At 34.1% G+C, this 21,652-nt stretch carries 15 protein-coding genes; 2 read left to right on the plus strand and 13 right to left on the minus strand.

The annotated features are described in order from the left end of the window. Positions 1-1,381: 1,381 nt before the first annotated feature. The 5 genes from BN1082_RS25750 to BN1082_RS25770 all read right to left on the minus strand — a co-directional run bounded on the left by BN1082_RS25750 (position 1,382) and on the right by BN1082_RS25770 (position 7,194). The gene (locus BN1082_RS25750; RefSeq protein WP_090640067.1) at positions 1,382-3,250 is read right to left on the minus strand and encodes a TnsD family Tn7-like transposition protein; all 1,869 of its coding nucleotides are present in this window, start codon (positions 3,248-3,250) and stop codon (positions 1,382-1,384) included. A 143-nt stretch (positions 3,251-3,393) separates the two neighbouring features. Beyond that, complete coding sequence (locus tag BN1082_RS25755) at positions 3,394-4,182, minus strand: ATP-binding protein (protein WP_090640069.1); 789 nt, start codon at positions 4,180-4,182, stop codon at positions 3,394-3,396. A 131-nt stretch (positions 4,183-4,313) separates the two neighbouring features. After that, positions 4,314-4,568: a hypothetical protein gene (locus BN1082_RS25760; RefSeq protein ID WP_090640071.1), complete on the minus strand. Its 255-nt coding sequence runs from the start codon at positions 4,566-4,568 to the stop codon at positions 4,314-4,316. A 435-nt stretch (positions 4,569-5,003) separates the two neighbouring features. After that, positions 5,004-5,975: a Mu transposase C-terminal domain-containing protein gene (locus BN1082_RS25765; RefSeq protein WP_176699956.1), complete on the minus strand. Its 972-nt coding sequence runs from the start codon at positions 5,973-5,975 to the stop codon at positions 5,004-5,006. 97 nt (positions 5,976-6,072) lie between these two features. Next, positions 6,073-7,194, minus strand: coding sequence for a tyrosine-type recombinase/integrase (locus BN1082_RS25770; protein ID WP_090640075.1), 1,122 nt, complete (start codon positions 7,192-7,194; stop codon positions 6,073-6,075). Positions 7,195-7,395: 201 nt separating this feature from the next. Between BN1082_RS25770 and BN1082_RS25775 the strand changes: the two genes are divergently transcribed. Next, positions 7,396-7,602: a hypothetical protein gene (locus BN1082_RS25775; RefSeq protein ID WP_090640078.1), complete on the plus strand. Its 207-nt coding sequence runs from the start codon at positions 7,396-7,398 to the stop codon at positions 7,600-7,602. A 17-nt stretch (positions 7,603-7,619) separates the two neighbouring features. Then, positions 7,620-7,862, plus strand: coding sequence for a hypothetical protein (locus tag BN1082_RS25780; protein WP_090640080.1), 243 nt, complete (start codon positions 7,620-7,622; stop codon positions 7,860-7,862). A 278-nt stretch (positions 7,863-8,140) separates the two neighbouring features. Here the strand turns inward: BN1082_RS25780 and BN1082_RS28655 are convergent, their stop codons facing one another. The 8 genes from BN1082_RS28655 to BN1082_RS25815 all read right to left on the minus strand — a co-directional run bounded on the left by BN1082_RS28655 (position 8,141) and on the right by BN1082_RS25815 (position 21,422). Then, positions 8,141-8,272, minus strand: a complete 132-nt coding sequence (locus BN1082_RS28655) for a hypothetical protein (RefSeq protein WP_281177063.1) — start codon at positions 8,270-8,272, stop codon at positions 8,141-8,143. A 527-nt stretch (positions 8,273-8,799) separates the two neighbouring features. Then, entirely contained in the window at positions 8,800-9,177 is a 378-nt protein-coding gene (locus tag BN1082_RS25785) for a hypothetical protein (RefSeq protein ID WP_090640082.1), read from the minus strand. A gap of 2,051 nt (positions 9,178-11,228) precedes the next feature. Then, a complete protein-coding gene (locus BN1082_RS25790) occupies positions 11,229-15,791 on the minus strand; it encodes a coiled-coil domain-containing protein (RefSeq protein WP_090640085.1) in 4,563 nt (1,520 codons plus the stop codon). Continuing rightward, complete coding sequence (locus tag BN1082_RS25795) at positions 15,776-15,967, minus strand: hypothetical protein (RefSeq protein ID WP_090640088.1); 192 nt, start codon at positions 15,965-15,967, stop codon at positions 15,776-15,778. Before BN1082_RS25795 ends, BN1082_RS25790 begins: the two co-directional genes overlap by 16 nt. A 5-nt stretch (positions 15,968-15,972) precedes the next feature. After that, positions 15,973-16,734 (minus strand): DUF6063 family protein, encoded by a 762-nt coding sequence (locus tag BN1082_RS25800; RefSeq protein WP_090640090.1) that lies wholly within the window; start codon positions 16,732-16,734, stop codon positions 15,973-15,975. Next, positions 16,715-18,235, minus strand: a complete 1,521-nt coding sequence (locus tag BN1082_RS25805) for a hypothetical protein (protein WP_090640093.1) — start codon at positions 18,233-18,235, stop codon at positions 16,715-16,717. Before BN1082_RS25805 ends, BN1082_RS25800 begins: the two co-directional genes overlap by 20 nt. After that, the gene (locus BN1082_RS25810) at positions 18,235-19,395 is read right to left on the minus strand and encodes a Wadjet anti-phage system protein JetD domain-containing protein (RefSeq protein ID WP_245640564.1); all 1,161 of its coding nucleotides are present in this window, start codon (positions 19,393-19,395) and stop codon (positions 18,235-18,237) included. The genes BN1082_RS25805 and BN1082_RS25810 overlap by 1 nt, the downstream gene beginning before the upstream one ends. A gap of 170 nt (positions 19,396-19,565) precedes the next feature. Continuing rightward, complete coding sequence (locus tag BN1082_RS25815) at positions 19,566-21,422, minus strand: TnsD family Tn7-like transposition protein (protein ID WP_090640098.1); 1,857 nt, start codon at positions 21,420-21,422, stop codon at positions 19,566-19,568. Positions 21,423-21,652 lie beyond the last annotated feature (230 nt).

A 21,652-nucleotide genomic window follows, 5' to 3' on the forward strand; every position in this document is an offset into this window, starting at 1 on the left:
ATTAAACTTGACCGGATCGACAGCAATGTAAATTTTTTTCTCCGTATTACTTTCGGTGGCAAGCAGTAAAATACCTGTCTATCATTAAAAAGTGGAATAACAAGCAATCAATCGGGCGATACCGAAGAGACTAAACTACTAAGATTCACCCTGCTATTAACATTTAAAGGTGTTGTTCCACAATCTGGTCCGATTGTGGAACAAGAAAAAATCCTGCATATCAACACAGGATTTTTAATCAAACTTAATTTTAAATAATCGAACTTTGTTTTAAATGAACAATCTTTTTTATAGTAGCAAAAAAGAACCAAGCGATGGACCGTTAAATCCTAACACTTGATTCTTTCTGAGTGGTAAATACATATAATGTTCAGTTACCACCATTAATGTCTAGTTACTAACATTAATGTCGGTTAACACAAGTATTGATTTGAAATAAAGTTTGATCAAAAAAAATCACAAACCCATATTTTATGGTAAATAAGAAGAACCTATTTTGAAAAAAAGATTAATCAAAATAGGCTCTTTCTTTGTGAAGTATTGTTCAATTTTTATTAAAAAGTTTAATCATTTCCTATCTATGTTGCTCCACAATCGCGCCCTATAATGGAATAACAAATATTCCTAAAATAGATTATAGCTTGTTGAACTAACGACCGCCGTTAGCTGGATAAGTTAGTGAACAAAAAAGCACCCATTTTTCATGAGCGCCCCTTATGCTTTCTTCTTTTTACCAAATAGACCTATTGCAACTGCCGTTCCAACGGCTACCGCAAACCAAGCTGCGAAACTCACCATTTCCACCGCCTTCTCATAGTTTAAACATTTATACCTATCTAAGATATGCAGATTTCAAAAATTAAGACCGCCTTTTTTTATTTCTTCGACCGCCGTTAGTTTGAGTACAATCTTTCACAAACACCATAATGTCATTACATAGGTATTCAATTTTTCTTGATTTTCTTCCTCCATTAAATGGCCCTTAAATGGAACAACTTATTGTCACTCAACAGTTCCTTAAACGATTTTTCAATTCAGATGTTCTTTTCCTTTTCACTATAAAAACACCCCTTTAGACGAACATGTCTAAAGGGGAAAAGCTTCGTAACTTTCTTATAAACATCGCGACTTTCTTTAAAACATCGCAACTTTCTTTCAAATCTACAACAAGTGTTCAAGTACATTAAAGATATATAGTAAACATCGCTCCAAACCCAGGTTTTACGATACTATCATTTTTTGTAAGTGCATTAAAGATGTATAGTACCAATTTTCACCAGTTTTTATGGTTGTATAGTGGTCAGCTCAAGGATTGAACATATTAAAAACCTTTTATCCAATAAAATTCAGAATTAATAACTTCGCATAAAATATAGATTGACTAATCACTTTTTGATTTTAAACCTAATTTCGACTGCACATATTCAATAAACCATTTTTTCGGATATTTTATAGGAATTTGTTGATAAATATCTTTTTCGCTTATCTGCTGTTCTTGCATTCCTTTTATTATCCAATCAGCCAATCGTTTAAGATAATTTGCCTTTGTCTCAATCGAGGAATTCAGTAAAGAAGTTGTATTAGGTAAACTTAACATAAACCTAGTTGTTAAATTCATCAATTCAGATATCCGTCTTTTCGTTATTCTAGTTGGTCTTTTTCCATCACTGTCCCAGTTATCAAGTAAATCTTGTACCTTTCCCATTACTTCATTATCAAGGTTAACATCATATTTATAGTGGCTATTCTTTTTGATAATCCTAACATTTACAACAATTGAATTTATCCATACATTATCATGTTGTTTAAGCCAATGATAAGCTTGATAATTCTTAGCTATTAAATCTGTCCTCGATATATCAGGGCGGGATTTAAGTGTTTGTTCAATTTCTTTTCGAAATTTGTCTCTTTTTTTCTCCAAAGAAAAAGTCCTTTTTTGACTAACATAATTTTGCGGTAATTTCCAGCCACAATTTATATTATGTTCTACCATTACTCTTTTTAATGCATCAATCGTTATACAAAGCTCTTCGCTAATTACTTTCAAGGTTTTTCCTTGATTTATCAATCTTAACAATTCATTTTCCCAAACATGTCCAAATTGTAACACCCTCCCCCTACTTAGTTCATCCTTTTCATCCTTGAAAGGTCCTCTCTTAGTATAAATATAGCCACAATCGCATATGAAAATGCCTACATAGATGTTTGAATTAAGATACTTAATATCTATTTCCTTTACCACTTTTTGCTTGTAATGAGTAGCAGCAGGATTCAAACAATACCAAGGTCCATCCCTAAAAGGGGCTTGAATATTTGACTTGGAAATTTCAATATTAAAAAAGTTCTCTACTGAACCGGCAAGAAATCTCATTAATAAAACATGCCTTATTGGATAATATTTTAATTTTAATTCCTCAAAGGAAATCAATTCAAATAACCAGTGATATTTTTTATATATATGAGACAACCCTAAAATGTTCAAAAGGTCACAACTATAAAAATTGATAAGGTCTTCTAATAACTTTTTACATTTCATCTTGCCTAAATGTAAAATGTACCCTTTTTGTTTAAGTATAAAAAAATATCTTTCACATATCGAAGAACAATCTATTTTTTCATAATTAGAAAGTAGCCAGGATAAATCTTTTGATAAATCCCACAAAAAATTTTGTTCTCTTTCTTCAATAAAAAAACTTTGTGTAGTAGAACTATTCATGTCCTCCTTAGTAATAAAAGGTAACTCCTGTCTTGATGGATTCCTATATATTTTACTTAAAATTGTCCCATGTTTCGGGCAAACCAAAACTCCTGGGACTTGATGAATTCTTCGGATATATGTTTCTCCATATTTCTTTATATCGTCAATAGAACAAACAGTACAATAGTATATATTGCTATCCCTATCCCATCTTAAACCCAATTTAGTTAATATTAATCCTTCATTACTATTACGCATCATTTTAAAAACATCTTGCGCAAGACTAGTCTCTAAAAAAGGTCGGTATAATGGAAACAATGTGCAGTTTCTAATTAGATATTCTTCCGTGATACCCCAACTAGGAGGAATCCTTTTGATTATTTCATTAATTTTTGTGGGAAAATCAATTGAAATGTTTTTTACATCTTTATAACCAAATAACTCTGTATAGGTATTTGCCCATGTGAAACTCCCGGTATGAATAAAATACCTACAAATTAAACTGTAAAGTGTTTCATCGGGTCGCATTGGCGGAAAATACGGAACCAACAAATAATTTTCCCTCCTTGTATATACTTTGTATGTACAAAATCCCAATAAACGAAAAAAATCCACGTATCCAACGGATAGGGATTTTTCGGAAAATATTTGACTACTTATCACTCCAACATCGATACTAATAATCTAAGAATAAATTAAAATGGGTTTGCGATTGATTTTGGTTTATAATACATCTTGTCATACGATGTAAATATATGCTTTCTCGTAATATTAGAGTCTTGGTTTGTTCTAGCCATATTTGCCGCTCCAGAAATTAGTTTCATCAATTGTGCAAAATTTCCTTCAGTAACAATAAAAATCTCATTACTCAAATTACTCAAATTTGACGGCTTTTTAAATTCTAACTTTTTTTCAACATCCATTAATATCGACTTAAATGTTGCCACATCTTTCTTTGTTTTGTAGGATAATTGATTGAAATAAAGACTATTATCGAACTTTACATTTAATACCTTAGATGAATTAATATTTGGCAAGCCAACAATTACCAAAGAGGTACCTGTCCTTATAAGTATTTCTTTTAAGATGTAAATAATATCGTTAATAGGATTACCTCTTTCCACTAAAACTTGAAAATCATCAAGTACAATCATTTTGATTCCTGCATTTATTATAAATTCAACTAATCTTTCTATCTTCTTAAGATGAGAAGTCCTATCAGCATACCGAGTATCTCCAACCGCTCTTAGTAAAATTCTTAAAAGACCACCTTTATTTACCGGTTTTGAAAATCGGGCAAATAGTGTTGCTCTTGAAGTATCTATCTTTTCTAACTGATTAATACTCCCATCGATTAAAGTGGATTTCCCAACACCTGATTCTCCTGTTATTAATAAAGTGGTTCCCGAATGTGAATAACAATACTCAATTAATTCGATACCTTTATTAAAGGATTCATGTTCAATTAATATTTTATCCTTCATCTAATAAACGCCTCCACTATACTTTTTTAAAGCCCTTTCTATCTCCTCCCTTAATGAATGGTTAATGTATGGGCAATATTCCCATTTCTATCTCCAATGAGTTCTTGTTTCCAAGAGCTTAATATATTGAACTAATGTTCATTCTGAACAGTTATCTTTTTCTCTAGTGTATATTTATTCCATTCTGTATCCATCTTGCTATGTGTCAAATTGTCTTTTGGTGAAAGAGGTTCTAAGTGCAAATGAAAATCAAGAATAATCCCATTATCATCAAACATAAAGGTAATCCAAGGTTGCCCCTTTAAGCCTTTCGTTGATTCGTCAATTAAAAAAATATCCCATTTTGTATGGTCAATTTCAAAAATGGAAATCTCTTTTTTGCTCATTAAAAGCACCACCTAATTAATTTGTAATTTTAATAAATATCAAAAATTAATAATCCATTTGAAAACAATAGAATTGATAGCCAAAATTCCATGTAAGGGGGATTTTTCACGCAATTCTCTTTTATTTCCGGGATTTTTCCTTTTCTATCATTAAAAACTTTTAGGTACTCCGCGTAAGGGCATCATATCTATTAAAGAAAATACTCTTTGAAATATATCTATGGTAATTTTATACTCTAAATTATCCCGAATGGATTTGTCATAAGGAGGTTTAATACTTAGGTGAAACCAAGTGGATACTTTTTCTTAGAGGCATAGGAAATCAATGATTATCTAAAGAGGAAGATAGCGTCAACAACAAAACATCTAGGTGTATTTAATCAACATGTGTAAGTACATCAAAATTTCTAATACATAAAAATTCCCCCTAAAAAATTAGAGTTTATTCAATGTAATGCCTGGAATTTTATATTTACATTCGGTGTTGCTTTTATCAAAATAATCATTTAATGTCTCTTCCAAATCCCTTTTTCCCCTTCCTATCGCACGATTTATAAACCTATGAGATTGGATAGAAAGAGGCTTTGAGTATGAGGAGTTTATACAAGGAACCTCAATGTAATCATGTGTAATTGAATGGTCATACACGTAAACATTGGATAAATCCTCTGGATTGTATTTCAATTCAACTAAAATATCATAATTCCCACTTTGTAGATTATATAAGTCCTGAAGTTCTTTCGAATTATAAGTTAAATTGGCAACCCTAATGCCATCTCCTTTAACCTTCCTTCTTCCTGTATATCCAAACAAGACAGCTACTTGTTTAGGAGACAGCTGTTTTAAGCTTTTTGTAACAATCCATCCTTCCCTTATACATTTTTCAAACTCTTGTAGTTGTTCTGTATTGTCATCGATTATCCATGTATGTATTGCTTCATGAAGATTTCTAAGTTTTAAAGCCCCATTTTCTAACACAAACTTTTTTATTCGGTTTAATAACTTTTCAATATCTACTTTACTAATTGTATTTGAAAAACGAGGAATATACTCAAGCGCTATACTGAGCTGAGAACAGGCATCCTCGAAATGTTTATTATACATGTGACCATTATCAAGGATTAGATTCAAGGGGATTCCGGAAGATAACCACTCATTCTCAATTCCAGGATATATATCTTTAACATAGCTTTTTGGCAAAATTGCATGTTTTAATGCAGCCAATGCTGTATGGCATGAAGGAGGTTCAAAACTTAGATGATAGCCTAGGGGGTATTTTGAATTACTGTGCAAAATATAAGTCAACCAGGTGCGACCTAATGGTTGTAAGGTAAAATCATCAACAACAAATACATCTAACAATGTGTATCCAACTTGCGCTGTTCCACCCAGTTTTTCTAAAGCCATAAATAATTCCCCTTCCATATTAAAATTTCATTAATAAATATATCATTAATTCATTATTGTGTAAATATTTACAATAAAATAAAAAAGATTGTAATCCCTACAAAGAAATTACAATCTTTTCTTCTATATTATTAAATTCATTTTCACTTAAAGAATGTAAATCCATTTGATTTAAAAAATCGATTGGCGTTTTTTCATCAATATAAAATGAATAGAGAATAATATCTTTAATCAATGCTTTATTAAAAGACTGGGTAATAAAAATCCCTTTGGGATAAAAACCTTTTCTCCCTTTTAATAAATGAAGGAAATAATCTGGCTTAACTGCAACAAAAAGAAATACCTTTTGATTTCCTTTAAAATCAATAATAACCTCTACTTTTGCAATACCATTAGTAAGAGCATCTTCATGGATAACGTTAATATCCATCCTAATATGTTTATCCACTGTATATTCAAGTGTAGTTTTTACCGGTTCCTCCTGAATAGATTGGAACCCAGACAACTTTCCTGGTGTAATTGGACTAACTAACATCGCTTTCCCGCTATAAACTTTAAATAAATGAAAGATATATCTTTTATCCAATTTTCCACTTTTATTGCTAATAAAAAGATATTCACTCTGAGAGTAATGTTTATAATTTCTTTCTTGAATATACCCTTCTAATATCGACCTTACTTCATTGTCAAGGTGGTAAATTTTCTTTTGATTCTTCTGAGTAATTACGGAAATAACCCCATTACTGTAATCCTTTAATTTCATATCGACAATATCTGATATTAGCAAATTGGTTTTCATTAAAAGTATTATTAAAGTTAAATCCCGCTTATTTCGTCCCTTTCTAACAGCAGCCAAAAACTTCTCAACATCGAAAGATGAGACTTTCTCCTCTTCCTCCTTAACGGGGGCATCGGGTTCTACTCGATGACTACGTTCTAAAACAATGTTATCTTGAAATCCCTTGTTTACAAGAAATTGATTAAACTTTTTTAAGCCGGTCATTTTAGAATTAATGGTTGCAGCAGGTATTTTATCAAGCTCCATACTTAACCCATACATATTTACTGCTTCTTTTTCTAATTTTGTAAATTCACCAAAGTGGTGGTCATTAAAATATTTTAGGAAGTGCCGAACTGAAACCATATATACCTCTGAAGAGGCATTGGTTAATTTTTGCTCTTTTAATAGCCACTCCTTAAATTCATAAATTATATTCAAAAGCTTTCACCTCTAAAATTCCACATGATTTCAATATATTGCTTTTATTCTAAAGTAAAGATTTTTAATTCCTTTTTCAAGTTAATAAAAACAAGAACAATAATTAAAATGGAAAATATTTCATCGAATAAAAGATTTTTATTACATCATAATACAAACATACGTTTGAAGCTGATTTAAATACTGAAAGGAAGCCAAGGAATGAATTATATTGAAATCCCACTAACCAAGTGCAGAATTTTTTTAACGGAAAAAGAATTAGTTGGTTTATTAAGTAAAGATGTAGAATTATACAAGGAAAGCCTCAAAAGAGGTAAAGCTTTTATTCGAAGTAAGAAGCAACAACAGCGGGAAGTTGAAACTTTTGTTCAGCATAAAGCATCTAATTTCAGAAAGAACATTGATTAATTTAAGGAGAGAAAGAAATGGATTCTTTTAAAATCGGCACTTGGTTCTCGTATAAAAAGCTAAAATGGGAAACAAACCTTGAATGGTGCAGCGAGGAGGTAATAAGAAAAACTGGATTATCAAGAGAGAGACTTAAGAAAGTGTGCTTGAAGTTTTGCACGAAAATAAAATTATCGATTAGACAAACAAAATCAATGTTGATGGCAGTTGCCCCGAATATTACTGTTTTAACCAAAATGACCTTAACCGGGAATGTTTAAATGTTTGCTAATAGACGTTAGATATATTAATTATTACTTATTGGGAATAGGGGAAGCTAACCTTAAAGCGATTTTTCAGCATTATCACGTTCGGGCTGAAGATAAGCAGCAGTCCATTTGATTTTCCCTCGGTCACGTATTGTCATCGTAATCACTTTGGTATCATTAAACACGAACGTACGCTCTTCAAATAGTTAAAAAGAGATAGACCACTTATTTTCGGTCTTTAATTTTCGTTTTCTACTTAAGCACCCAGTTAATGAATAATACTCTATCCCTTATTCTTCTGATAAATCCAGTAATTCATCATCTTGATTAAGTTCCGGGTTCACACGGTTTTCAAGAATTCGATATTCCTCCTCTGTTAATCCAGTTTGAGAAATATCATGAGAAACAGTCAGTTTCCTCATTCTCTATTTAAGTTTTGTTCAGCATCTATAATTGCACCACCCGACTAATATATTTTCTTCATTATTTTTTATTGTATTATCGACCATTAATTTCTTTTAAATTGGCTATGTTTAAAAGCTAATTAATATGGGCATACTTCTAATGTTTTGACTCAAAATAAAAAGGTTTTTTAAAACTAATACAAAAAAATGTGTTAAAAAGGTCTTGAAAATTCAATAACATAGTAGATATAATAATCAAGTTGCCTTTTTTAAGGAAAAATGCTTGATTCCACTTCCGAAGAATGATATTCTTTTTTTAGAACTTAAGATTTTACCTAGTAAAAGTTACATTTTCACCTTCCACAGTGGAGTATTACCAACTATAATTTTTGTCTCAGTAAATAAAAATATTTTTGGCTTACTAAGTAAAAGTTTAAGTAGACAAGCATTTTATTTTCTTTTTCATCATATGATGGAGATTAGATAAAAATCACTCCCCAGTGGTTTGGAGAGTGATTCGGGTTTTTTCGGTTGTGGCGACCTAATTAACCCTTGAGATTTCGTTCGTCTAATACTTCGCGAATTGCTTGTTTTGTTTTTTCGTATTTTTTCTTTCTTCGTTCAGCTGTGGTTAGCTGAATTTTTCTTTTTATCGGCACATATGCCAGATTTGCTATAAAATAAAGTACGAATAGCAAGCAACAAATCCATAGTGGCATATGAAACACTAAAAACCAGATAATTGCTGATACAACAAATGGACCAAAAGACCTGTGCAATACGAAGAATTTTACAAAATCTGAAATGCTTGTCTTAGAAGATAAAATTTCGTTATCGATTGCCTTTTTAGTGTCTGCGTATAACTCATATGCAGCACTACCAAAAAACATTGTAACAACTAACAGAAATGCAGCGACCGTCATGTTTTCCTCACCTCCAGGTTCAACATGAGGAACCGTTTAGTGAGCCTAGGAAACACATTGGTCGGCGGACCTTTTGCTTGCACGATATTCAGTTGTAATGACTGCAAGGTGTATCTCCTCTTTCCTTAACCCTTGAGGCTTCATTTCTCTTTACTTAGTATTACTTTATATCGTCTTAGCGAACGGGACTTAATGGCTCCCGGAATACCCCTACAAAAGACTTGTAAAACACTCCAAAACTACCATTTTCCAAAATAGGTAATATGTACCCTCGATTATTATATAACACTGTCAACTGGAAAAACAAGGGCTGTTTTGAAAATTTTTGGGCGTTTTTTCATTTCTGTACCATTATACCCATTTAATTTCGATATGTTAACCGGTTGTGAGATTATATATTTTATTACTTTTCAAATAGCCTTCAGTACAGTCAACCTTTTTTTGCGATAATGATAATCTATCAGATAGCTAAACTCCCCACGCTATTCTATATAATCACTATATTCGCCTATTCTTAAATATATTCCATTATTTAAAAATAATTTGACCTTTATTATATATTTAAGATTTGGTCCAAATAATTCTTCACATTACCCCTTATACACTGTCAATGTGTAAATCAAGGGGTATTTGGAAAAAATTTCTCTAAAATGCCTCGTATTTTGATTGGCTATTAAAATAACACGATATCAGTTGTTCCATTTATCCGAAAATGTTTCTACTTATATTGTATTATCCTTTCTAAAAAAATCAATATATAGTGGTAGGTATAATTCTACCTAACTTTCTCTCTTGACAAAGTAACCACTTCACGTTTATAATGCAACCCTTTTTTTGTTCGAATCCAAGTTTTGTTCCAAATATTTCTTCCTTGTACACTACTATATTATAGCACCGGATTTATTTTTTCCAAATGGAGTCCTGCGTGACCTGGTTGGATGCTCTGCTTTTCCCATGCCCTCTTACATGATATCTATTGTAATAACGCAGAATTTTTCACAATTACTCCTGTATTCTACTATTTCTACGATTATAGGCGCGGGTACCACTTCGTTTTGGCATGTTCCTCTTTATAGGTACAGTGTAACCTAATTTCAAGGAAAATACCCCACCTAAGGATAATCCTGCCACCGCAATTTCTATCAATATATAAAATAAAGTGAAATATACCAACCAAAAATAAAACAACAGCAGAAATTTCTCCACGGTTTTGCAATCTTTTTTTTGCGAAATATTTTTCAGCCGTTCAATTTGGGAAAACGAGGACCATTTCGCTATTTGTTTCCCCCATTTTTCTTCAATTTAAACCTTATTAATATACATAAATGCAAAAAAAGCCCCAGCAACATTGCCGGAACTTTCTTATTTTTATTGTCTTGTTAATCGTTGAACATCAGTTTCTACGGCGAAGATACGCTTATTCAATGCTTCCGTCTTGTCGTCAACGTAATTTATAACCTTTTCATTAGAGTCATCAATATGTTGTGTAATACTCTCGATATATGTGCTCAAATCTTTTATTATTGATGTCTTAAAGTTATCTACCTTTTTATCAACGCTATCGACTTTCTTCTCCAGGCGTTCTTGTCATTTTTCTAAACTTTCTAATTTACTTAAGATTTGCTGTAATAATTCTTCCACCAAAATCTCCTCCGTTTTCTTTCTTATACTATATCACCGATTGAGGATACGAAAAAGCATCAGCCGGAACCGGTTAATACAGATAATAACCTATTATCTTTACAATAGTATTCCCTTCTTCGGGAACGTGTTGTGTAAACGGAAAGGAAATTACTTATCTCGCTAATGACAAGATAAAAGAACATTTTGTTTCTCTTTTAATAAAGAGTTATCGTAGAGATTAGTAAGTAAGTATTGCAAATTAAACCACTTCAACAAATCCTTACCTGGGTTCCAAACAAGCACAGGGATTGATTATGGGGACATCAACATGTGAAGCAGTTAATGCAATCTTTTAACAAAGTTATTTAGTTAATTCATATATGGACGAAAAAAATCCGGACACATTTGCATCCGGTTTATCTATACCATTATGATATATGGTCTTTTTCTTCTGGATTATCCAGCACACTAAAGTTTTGCAGATATTTACGATAGTTTTTAACAAGTTTCTTTTCAAGGACTTTACGTCCCTCAACTACCTCAATGTTCATATTGTTAATGGTAGGAAACTTGGATGTAATAGATACATTTGTAATTGGTGGTGCAACAACCAACCACTGAATGTTTAATAGGTCAAGCAAACTGAATACTCCTTCAACCAATTCTGGCGCTGACATTGTTCCAAACGGATTATCTGTGACAAGGAACAATGGACTGTTTTCCTCTACCCGCTGTCTCATTATCATGGCTATAACAATGAAATGAGCGAGCAATGTTTGTCCTCCACTCTTTGTCGAGGAGGTGACACTTCCTTGATTAATTGTTTCCCATTCCTTGTATACCGCATGCTTGGCTTCCCCTCGAAGTAATCCACCCTCAATATCAGGAATATGAATCATTAAGCGAGGAAAATCTCCCATAGCCTTTAATACTAACTTTGATATATTCATGGTCTTAACGATATCATGCACCGTAAAATTATCAATTTTGTCCTTATATTTACTAACATAGAAATCAATTTCGTTCATACAAAGTTCTTTGACCAAAGGCTTGATATCCTCTAATTTTGTCGGGAAAGGAAAGTTCTTATTGTACTTTATTAATGGAAAACGTTCCTTTTTCCAGTTTATAATTGTCAATTTCCGCACCAGGTCCTGTAGAACATTGATGACATCAAGAACCCTTCTGGATTGACGTTCTGCACACAAGTCAACAGCTTTGTCCGCTTTTTCCTTTTGTTCAAGTTCATCTTGAAGGTTATTTTTTGCCCAATCAAGATAATTGTTCAAAGAAGCCACGGCATCATCAAAGCTCATATCCCGAATAGTGGATAAGAAATGGACCAATTCCTTTTGATACGTTTCTGGTATATTAGTAAAGGACTCAATTTTTTCCTTTATCTGTGTAATACGTTTCCCCAGATTTTCTTGATAGCTACGATAATTCGTGGTTGACGAATTATATTTCTGGTTCCACTTAGTAAAATATTCTATAGGATTTTCGTGAATAATCACTCTTTCTTGCTCTGATAGCACTTGAGCAGGGTGAACTGGCAGTTTCAAGTCTTTTAGAAGACGAGTTGTTTGTTCCATCCCTTCGATGGACGTATGAAGCTTGGTGATTTCTTCTCTTGTTTCACTATACTGCCTTTCCAAGAGATTCCGCTCTTTTCGATATTGTTCTTTCGCTGCTTTCCAATCCGGAATCTCTATATATTCAGCACCAAAGCGAGGATAGTCCTTCTCCATATCCTTCCTTTTATCTTCCAAGCGCTTTTCAAGCTTTTCGATTTCCTCACGATTGTATTTCATTTTGCTCATGATTCCATCCACTTTTGCTTTTCCTTGGTCCCTTTGTTTTTCTGCCTGGGTTACAAGCGTTGCAAGATGCATTTCATCACTCTCAGGTACAGATAATTCACTCCATGAGTTCCCATACAAATCTTGAAGGATATTTTCGTGTTTTATGACTTGTTCTTGCAATGTTTTAACCGTTTGATTCAGTTCAGCTAATCGCATGTTCTTATTGCTTATGTTCTTGTCAAGCTCATGGTATTTGATGATATTCTCTCGTGCTTCTTTGGACAATGAATGACCGTAGGAGTGTGAGCGTAAATCCTGTTTTTCATCAAACGTATCGATTACGGCTGCTACTGGCATTTGTATGTCCCCTAACATCCGCCTTAATGTACTGTAGTTGCTTCGAACATATCCCATCCAGTTGCTAAAACTTGCACTGTTGTTTGTTTTTTGAATAGTTATTTTCCCTTTTTCTTCCTCTAATTGTGTAATGCCGTTCTCTGTTTCCTCGATGAGCTTAAGGAAATTCGATTTTGTTTTTCTGTTTTCTTTGTCTTGTTCCAGTTCATTTTCTAACAGCAAGAGTTCCTTTTCATTCTTTTCAAGGACTTCTAACTTATTGCTCAGTGACTCAACCTCTTCCAACTTCTTATTAAGTGCCCCTTCTTTCTCTTCCAACTGCACTTTAATGTCTGATAAAATATTCGTTTGCTTTTTTTCTTCCGTTTGGAGGTTCAAAAGTTTAAGAGCCAATTCCGTTTTTAGAATCCCGCTTAAAAGGACTTCCAATTCCTTCGAAACCTTCTCGATTTGTTCGATTTTTCTCTCAAACGCCCCAACCTCGTGGTCTGCATCATCTGCGTTCTTCTCCACCATAACTTTCCATTGCTCAAACTCATATTCATCTTCAAGGAAACTATAGCTTAAGTCTTTGAACAAATAATTCATCTCATCTTGTTTGTCTAAGAACGGATTCGCTGTGCTCTGCTTATCCTTTTTACTTGACTTCGTTTTATCGACCAATACAACATGACTACGAATTAATTCTTGTTCAATAAACGAAAGATTTAATGACTCAAATGATTCTTCCAATATAACAACGCTATATCGCAGAGCTGGGTTCCGCTCCAGTTCATATTGCTTTTCTTCACGGGAAAGATGATGGAGATACTCGCTTCCATACATGGATTCAATGCGGTGAGCATCTAATAATTGTTTTACTTTTAGTAAGTCACTGTTTGGGATATAGGAACCAATCTTATCCCCTTCCTCTATTAGATGAATATCTTCCTGGAAGGTCCACATTTTTCTAAGTTGTTCCTTGTGGGCATCCTTAGTTTTTTCTAAGTAATTTTCAAGGTCTTTCCTGATTTCGTAGTAACTTTCCCTTTCCAGTTCAAAAGGATAATGTGTTTTTAAAATTTTGGAGACATTGGCTATCAGTTCATTTTCTTTTTGGGTAGCAACTATGCTTTCATTCTCCACTTGCTTAATTTCACTTCCAATTGCTTTCACACGGTCTTCCTGCCTGGCTAAATCTATCCTTGTATCTAAAATTTCATTTTCCAAAATAGACTGAGACTTCGATGCGCTTTCAAAAGCTGTTTTAACTTGGGTTAGTTCCATTCTGGTCTCATCTATGATGTCGGAAATCTGGTAAGGCAGTTCTGCCCCATACTGTATACAAGCTTCCTCTAATTTTTTCTCGAATTGGTCTATTGCATTCGAAAGGTCATATGCCTTAAATTCCAAATCTCTTTTTTGTTTACTCTCGGAGTCCATGTCCATTTTAAGTTGCTGAATTTTGGTCTCATGAGCGAGGATAGAGCGTGCATTCCGGTTCATTTCCTTTTGCCAGGATTCAGAAATACTTTCCCATTTCTTGTTAAAATACTCCCTAATTTCTTTAAGACCGGCTGTTGCTTCTTTTAAATCTTCCGAATCCATTAGAGTCGAAATGCTCTGATTATTAGCCTCTATTTCATCCAGTTTGTCCATTCTTCTTTTTAGTTCAAGATTCACTTTTTCCTTTATAAGTTGCGTTTGATATCCTTTCAGGGCAAGGTCTGCTTTTAATTGTTCATGTTCCAACTCATAGTATTGCCCATCAACCTCATCCCTCTCTTGGTGCAGAACAATATAATCGATATTTGCATATTTCCATCTTGCTATGTCACGTTGCTCTTTCCGGGCAGTTTGTTCCTTTTCAAGTTTCGTTACTTGGTTTTCTTTGTAATCCATTAATGACATTAGGAGTTGAAGGAGTTCACTTCCTTTATTTTCCCAAATCTCTACGGACTGTTTAATTTCTTCTCCTTCCCTAAAGCGGTCTTGAAGTGGCAGAATAAAATCATTAATTTGTTCAATGCTGTCTACCATTGCTAACAGGTCGGGCAATTCCTTTGAAATCTTCAAGGCTTCTAAAAACCAAGAGGTTACAACGGATACCTCTTTTTTATTCCGTGAATCGATTCCCTCAATCTTATCATTTATTGTTGGAATGAGAAGGTTGTAGAACAAACCAGTATTATCGGTAGAGCCTTTGAAGAACTCTCCGAACCCGCCTTCGCCATCATTGATTCTTTTTAAAATGTTAACCGTGTTGGTATCATACCCATATTCCTCAATTTTTTCTATATATGAATCTCTGTCTTGCTTCGAATAAAAATGGAATGACTTATCGGATTTAATTGCTTCTTTCCAAGTATTGAAAGGAACCGCCTCTTTTTCTTTTTCATTCCATAACTGAAGTTCAAAAATATCAGCCATCTCAATCACTAAAGGCTCCATAGTATAAAGAAAATAATCAAGCTCTATGGGAGAATTTGTTTGAGACTTTTTATCATTCGAGACGAGGCGCGGAGTCACCGCTATACCAAGTATCACACGTTTGGATAATGACACTTGCCATTCTTGGACAATATGAAAGGTGTATTCGATGGGTCTATCTTCATCATTAAAAAAGAAATGATGTACATGGTTAAGGTCTTTCTTCCACGAAGTCAAAGGGTCTAATGTTTGAAACAATGTTTGGAAAAAAACCCCCTTACCGCCTCCATTTCTAAGAATATAGGCTGCATGACCAGGCATAGATTCAGGAATGGTAAAGTCCAACTTTAAGTCATCCGTATGTATGTTTCCTGAGTCGTACTTCAATCCAACAACTCTCATCTTTGCTAGTCTCGCTTCCATGATGCTCTTCCCCCTTCATTACTCCTCAAATTTCGAAAAACATCCTTATGAATCATTCCTCTTCCATGACCATTTGGAATAACAAGTAGCCCATATTCAGTTAGTTCATTAGAAAACTTAACTTGATTCATTTCCTTTATACTAAAGTCTAAAACTCGATTGTTTGAAAATTCCATAATCCTTATGCCCCCATTTCTCCAGTTTCTTTTACATCCTCTAATAAAACTTGGAACACATCATAACGGTCTTGGTATCTATCCATATTTCCAAATCGTGCGCGCAACCTCTCAAAGAAGACTGGCGTTGGGGTCATTCGGCTGGTTTGTGCAGTTCGTTCTATAAACACCATTTTATCCTTTTCCAACTCTCTTACTGCTCCATCAATCAATCCAAACTTAGATTCCTTGATATAACTTACACGTCCATTTTCTAATTTGTGATACCGAAGCAACTTCCACTTTTTATGCATTTCTTTTACCGCAAGTGACCAGTCCTTAGAAAATGTCCCTTCCGATTCTATATCAAGTTCGTGCCAGTGATTTAAGGCTTTGGTCACTAACTCCTCAATCTCACCATAGGATAGCCCTTCATTCTCCCACTTGATTTTGGAATCAATGTCGTTATCCGCTTCGGAACAAATGACCATCCACACAACTCCCATGATGTATAAATCAACTCGATTCTCATAGGATTTAACATTCCTTTTCAACTCGGATATCGGGTTAGTGTGGAAGGAGTTGTGGGGTTGCACAAGAATGTGTATGTGTTTATCTTGTCTCACAACCCTTAGCCCAAAGCTCTCCGCCAGCCTTCTTACGCAATTTCGAACTTCCTGAGATTCAATATATGGATGGACTAATGGATGGTCATTCGGCAGATACTTTCTCTGCCATAAACAAGCCACTAATTCAAAAGCTGCCCTCTCAATCTGCGCGATGTTCATTTTCTTCCGCCTCCTCCATGATTAATAAATAGGTAGATACATCGATTTTATTTCGTAAAACCATTGAGTCTTTGCTGGGAATGCTAAAAATCTGTTTGTTCCTTAATATGGATAATTCAGGATATTCCTCCATCAACTTGGAGAGCAACAAGGCTTTATCGTCACTGTCTATTTGTTGAAGGTTTTCCTCATTAACTATGAAAGGTTCGTCCATCGAAGCGAAGGCTAACCAAAAATCAAAAGCCTCCCGATTCTCAACCCACCTTGCCATCGTTAACTCATCTATTTGTTGCAAATGCCTTAAGGAAACTCTCCCTGTTTTCAACAACTCTTCAAATATTGGCTTCCATAATGTTAAAATGGAATCCCAATCGAGGGATATAGGCTCTAATTGGGGCTTTGTCTTGGTTCCAGTTCCTCCAAAAGTGGGGCGAGATAAATCCAGATGCTCCTCAATTCCCCATTCCAATGGTAAGATGGAAGGCTTATAGGGCGAAAACAATGATTCTACCAGCGTTAACATTTCGTCGGGATGAGCAAAACCTACTACTTTGGCTTTGTCTTCCCAAATCGTTTTCCTGAATGAGGTGGTATTGGTTAGCCAGATATTCCGGAAATGAGAGTTTCTTATTTGCAATTCCAATCGGACGTTTTCAATCACCAATTTTGCTAGCCTATCGTGATTATTTTTAGTTTTTGAGAGTCGTTTAGTTAATTGCATGTAGGTATTTTGATGCTCTGGAGACACAGCAATTCTCCTTAGAATTCCATCTAGTTTCCGGTACTTTTGGCTTTCTTCATCAAATTGTGCCTCCACATCTTTCAATTGTTTCCCCCATCGACTTTTATTTTCGTAAATGGTTGACTTTGGATTCCTGATAAGCTCATCCATATGGATTTTTTCCTCTTTTAACAGGGTCATAACCCGATGGTTTAACGAATCCAACATTCTTAAAGCAGACTTCAACTCACCTTTTTCAATCAGCAATTCAACCAGAATCTGCTGTATCGAAACAGGAAGATGTTTTTGAATTTCATTAGTATTTAAAAAAAGAGCCTGTGCTTCTTCAGATAGTTTGTAAACCGGCAGCCCTTCTTCAAAGTTTGTCGCATCCCTATCAATCTCAAGGTACTGAAAACGAAAGGTCTCCCATTCCATTTTATGTTCATTAAAGAATTGTTCTTGGAAGGCAAAGGTATGCTTCGAACTGCCCTCATTAACCATAAGAGCATCTACTATCTTTTCGGCTTCAAACCAATCACAATCTTTTTTCATGGATTCTGCCATCTTGAAAACCGTCTGTACCAGGTCATCCCTTGTTCGTCTGACATCATCCAATAATTCCTGATAGAAAATCACTGCAATCAGGGTGAATGATAAGTGGCGAGCATAAGGGTTTAAACGACCAAAATTTGCCCCTGTGCCAAGAATCCAAACAGGAATTAAGGTCTTAAAGCGAGACCCTAAATCTTCGAAGGATAATTGCCGCGCCTTTTCCATTATTGAAACCCTCCCTTATTGCGAAGAGTCTCAAAATTAATACACTCTTGAGCGATTCGCTTCCGTTGATTCCATAACGTCTTAATAACTTCAAAAGTTTCTTTGTAGTCCTTAAATTCCTCTTGTAGCAAATACAGGTTTTTTTCAATTACCTTCTGTTTTTTTAATACACTAGTCGCAACTTCATTTGAAAAGGAAATTAAAAACGAGTAAAAGTGGTGCGCCAGCGAAATATTGAAGTCTCTGTGTTTATTTTTAGCATCAAAGTAGATATTGAAACCCTCATAATCAATATCCCCTGAGTAACGTATCGTCAGCTGGGTAGGGTCATCGGTTATATCCTTTAAGTAGCCCAATGTACTACATATTCTGTATCCTTCTCCCCAAACCAGGTAATGTGGGATAGGTCCAAAATTCCAGGGAAGCTGTCGGATTAATACTTCTTTAAGAGTTTGATAAGTAGATAACCCTTCTACGACCAGAACCTCATGTAGATAGTTTTCTGGCACTGCTTCATTCTTCCAATATTGAAATGGCTCATGGACAACCTTATACAAAAGGTCTTCTGGCGTTAATTGGAGGCGATTCATTAAGCTCGTTCCATGTGAAGAAGCTAAATACTTTTCCGCTTCAATATCATCAGGAAGTTGTTCATATTTAAATAACATCAGTGACCGCTCCTCTCTGGTTATTTTTATATGTGTGTCTTTGTTTTTTACAAATTCATAGAGTGTCAGTATCAGTTTCCACTCATCCTCGGTCTGATATTTTTTCTGTCTTAAGTAAAATCCTAAATCGATATAGTTCATTACTCTTGCTATGTCTGCTTTATTCCATGTGTTTTCAACGTATTTAGGTGTAATCCAATAGGTATCGTTTAGGCGAGGTCGTTTACCATTGAATCCAGGATTTGTTACATCTTGAAGAATAGCATCCTTCTTAAGCCGGGTGATGACCTTATGAAATTCCTTATACCCTCCCAACTCGTTATATTTTCGAGGAGAACCCGCAGCTCCAATTACTTCATTTTCAAATTTTTCAGTTCGAAGAAGTTTCCTTGAACTTCTCTGTTTTTCACGTAAGGAGGTGATACAACGAATGATGATTTCTTCTAAATGCCCCATGTTGACCATCTTTCTTTTTGCTAATAGTCTAGTCAAAATAATAATTTCTTAAACTAGTAAAAATTCACAAATAACCCTTTTTTACCACAATGAATAAAGACCAAATGCAAAAAAGCAGAGAACTAATTTTCTCTGCTTCGAATCAACGATTGATAATTCCTTAAAAGGATAAACAAAAATGCATTTTCGTAATCTTTCCAAATCATCTAAGTATATTTTTCGATTTCTTGAGTGATAACTTCCTTAACCATAATTGAAATATCTGGTCTTAAACCAGCCTTTTTATATACCATCCAATCTTTAATAAACAAATTCCCTTTTGCCAAATGTTCTATCGCAATTTTTACCCGTCTTATTTGAAAGTCTTCAACACTTTCTGCTACAGATTTCAAATATTCAATAGACAGGGGTAATCTCTTTGCGTATTTGTCTACCCAAACCACCCTGTTTACTTTCATTGAAATGGACTTTATTGTTCTTCGAATAGGTTTTTCCTCATCATTCCAGTTATCTACTACATTTTTTAGCTCCGCTAAAAGCACTTTATCCCGTTCTTCCCAATCTACCCTTACAGTATTTCGAGAAAAAACCTTCCTTGATGGTGAATGGTTATATAACCACTCTTTATCATTTCTATATAGCCAGAAATACAAATCTTGTGAACCCGCTCTTAATTCACTTATTGATAAAGTTTGATTTTCTCTTTGGAGTTGTAACCACTTTTCCCTTTTTATTAATAAAGTTTCATTTTGCTGTTTTTGTCCTTTTTTATCTTCAATTATCGTATGAAGATACTGCTTTTCCTCTATTAAAGTTAAATGCTTTTTTATAACCTTAATATCGGTGTTCAGAGCATTTGATATATATGTTAAACTCTTTCCATCCCTAATCATGGATTCCACAGCATTTTCCCAAACCGGTCCAAACTCCAGAACCCTACTTTTCTTTAATTCATCCCCTTCCTCAAGATTCCGCGTATAGATATAACCACAAGAGCAACTAAACCTTCCAATTAGTTTTTTTGATTTAGGGTTTATACAAAAAGTAACTTCAGTAACACATCTTTTCAAATAATGGTCCGCTGCTGGATTAAGGCAGAACCAAGAATCCTTCCCAAAAGGTTCGCTAGATTTTGGTCCCTTGAAAAAATTCTCTACCGAACCAAATAAAAATCTCATCATTAATACATGATGTAGCGGATGAAAAGCCTTCCGATTCTTCCTTACCAGCTCCTGCACCCAATTATTTTCGGTTTCTTTAACAATACTACAATTAAGCATCTGCAATAATTCGGGAGAAAAGAAATTCATAACACTGATAACCAGCTCTTTTTGATTTACTCTACCAGTAGGCGTAGCAAAATTCTTGTGTATAAGAGCTGAAATGTACTTTTCCTTATAATAGTTAATAGGTTGTGCGGGAATATCAGAATTAATAATCCAATATAAATCCTTTCCTATATCAAATAACTTAACTAATATTTCTTCAGAGGGCATACCCTTGGTCTCTTCGGTATTGTCTACAGCATAATAAGCCGCAACATACTCATGCTGGCTAGAAAGTGGAAGTTTCACAATACTATTCTTCAATAAACAACCATGATGTGGACATACAAGAACGCCAGGTACTTGATGTATTCGATGCCAATACGGTTCTCCATACTTCTCTAATTCCTCTTGATAACAGGTTGGACAATAATCCAAGTAGCTTTTGCCAGGTATCCTATTTGCCGTAACACCTATTTGGGCATGAATATTATTGTTTTCCCCTCTTTTTAGTTTCGATTTAATAATATTTGCCCTTTCTACCGGCAAAAAGGGTTTGTATAGCGGAAACAATGTATGGTCCTTAATAAATACTTCACTGTTTAGTCTATTAAAAGCTAAATTATCTTCTAAATCTTTTAAATTACAAGGAAAATCTATTACTGCTCTCATTGTGGATTTCCCAAATAACTCACTAATAGTTGTTTTAAAACTTGTTTTTCCTGAGTGAACATGATAACGAGCAATGGTGCTATAAAGCAGTTCGTCTTTATAAAGTAAAGGAAAGTAACCTATCATACTAACTCCCCTCCGAATCAGGTAGATTAGTATACAGGATGGACAATTTATAAGATAATCATACGATTACTTTTAATCTTTCAATTTATTTCGATTCACCAGACCTCAAATTACAGAATTGCTTACTTTTTTATGTGTATATTTATTTAGGACTTGATACTCTGTAAAAACTAATAAATGACATTATAAAAAGAGCTTGGTTTCACCGAGCTCTTTAGTATTTTTTAAAG

The sequence above is a fragment of the Neobacillus massiliamazoniensis genome, from assembly GCF_001048695.1.
Classification (GTDB): Bacteria; Bacillota; Bacilli; order Bacillales; family Cytobacillaceae; genus Neobacillus; species Neobacillus massiliamazoniensis.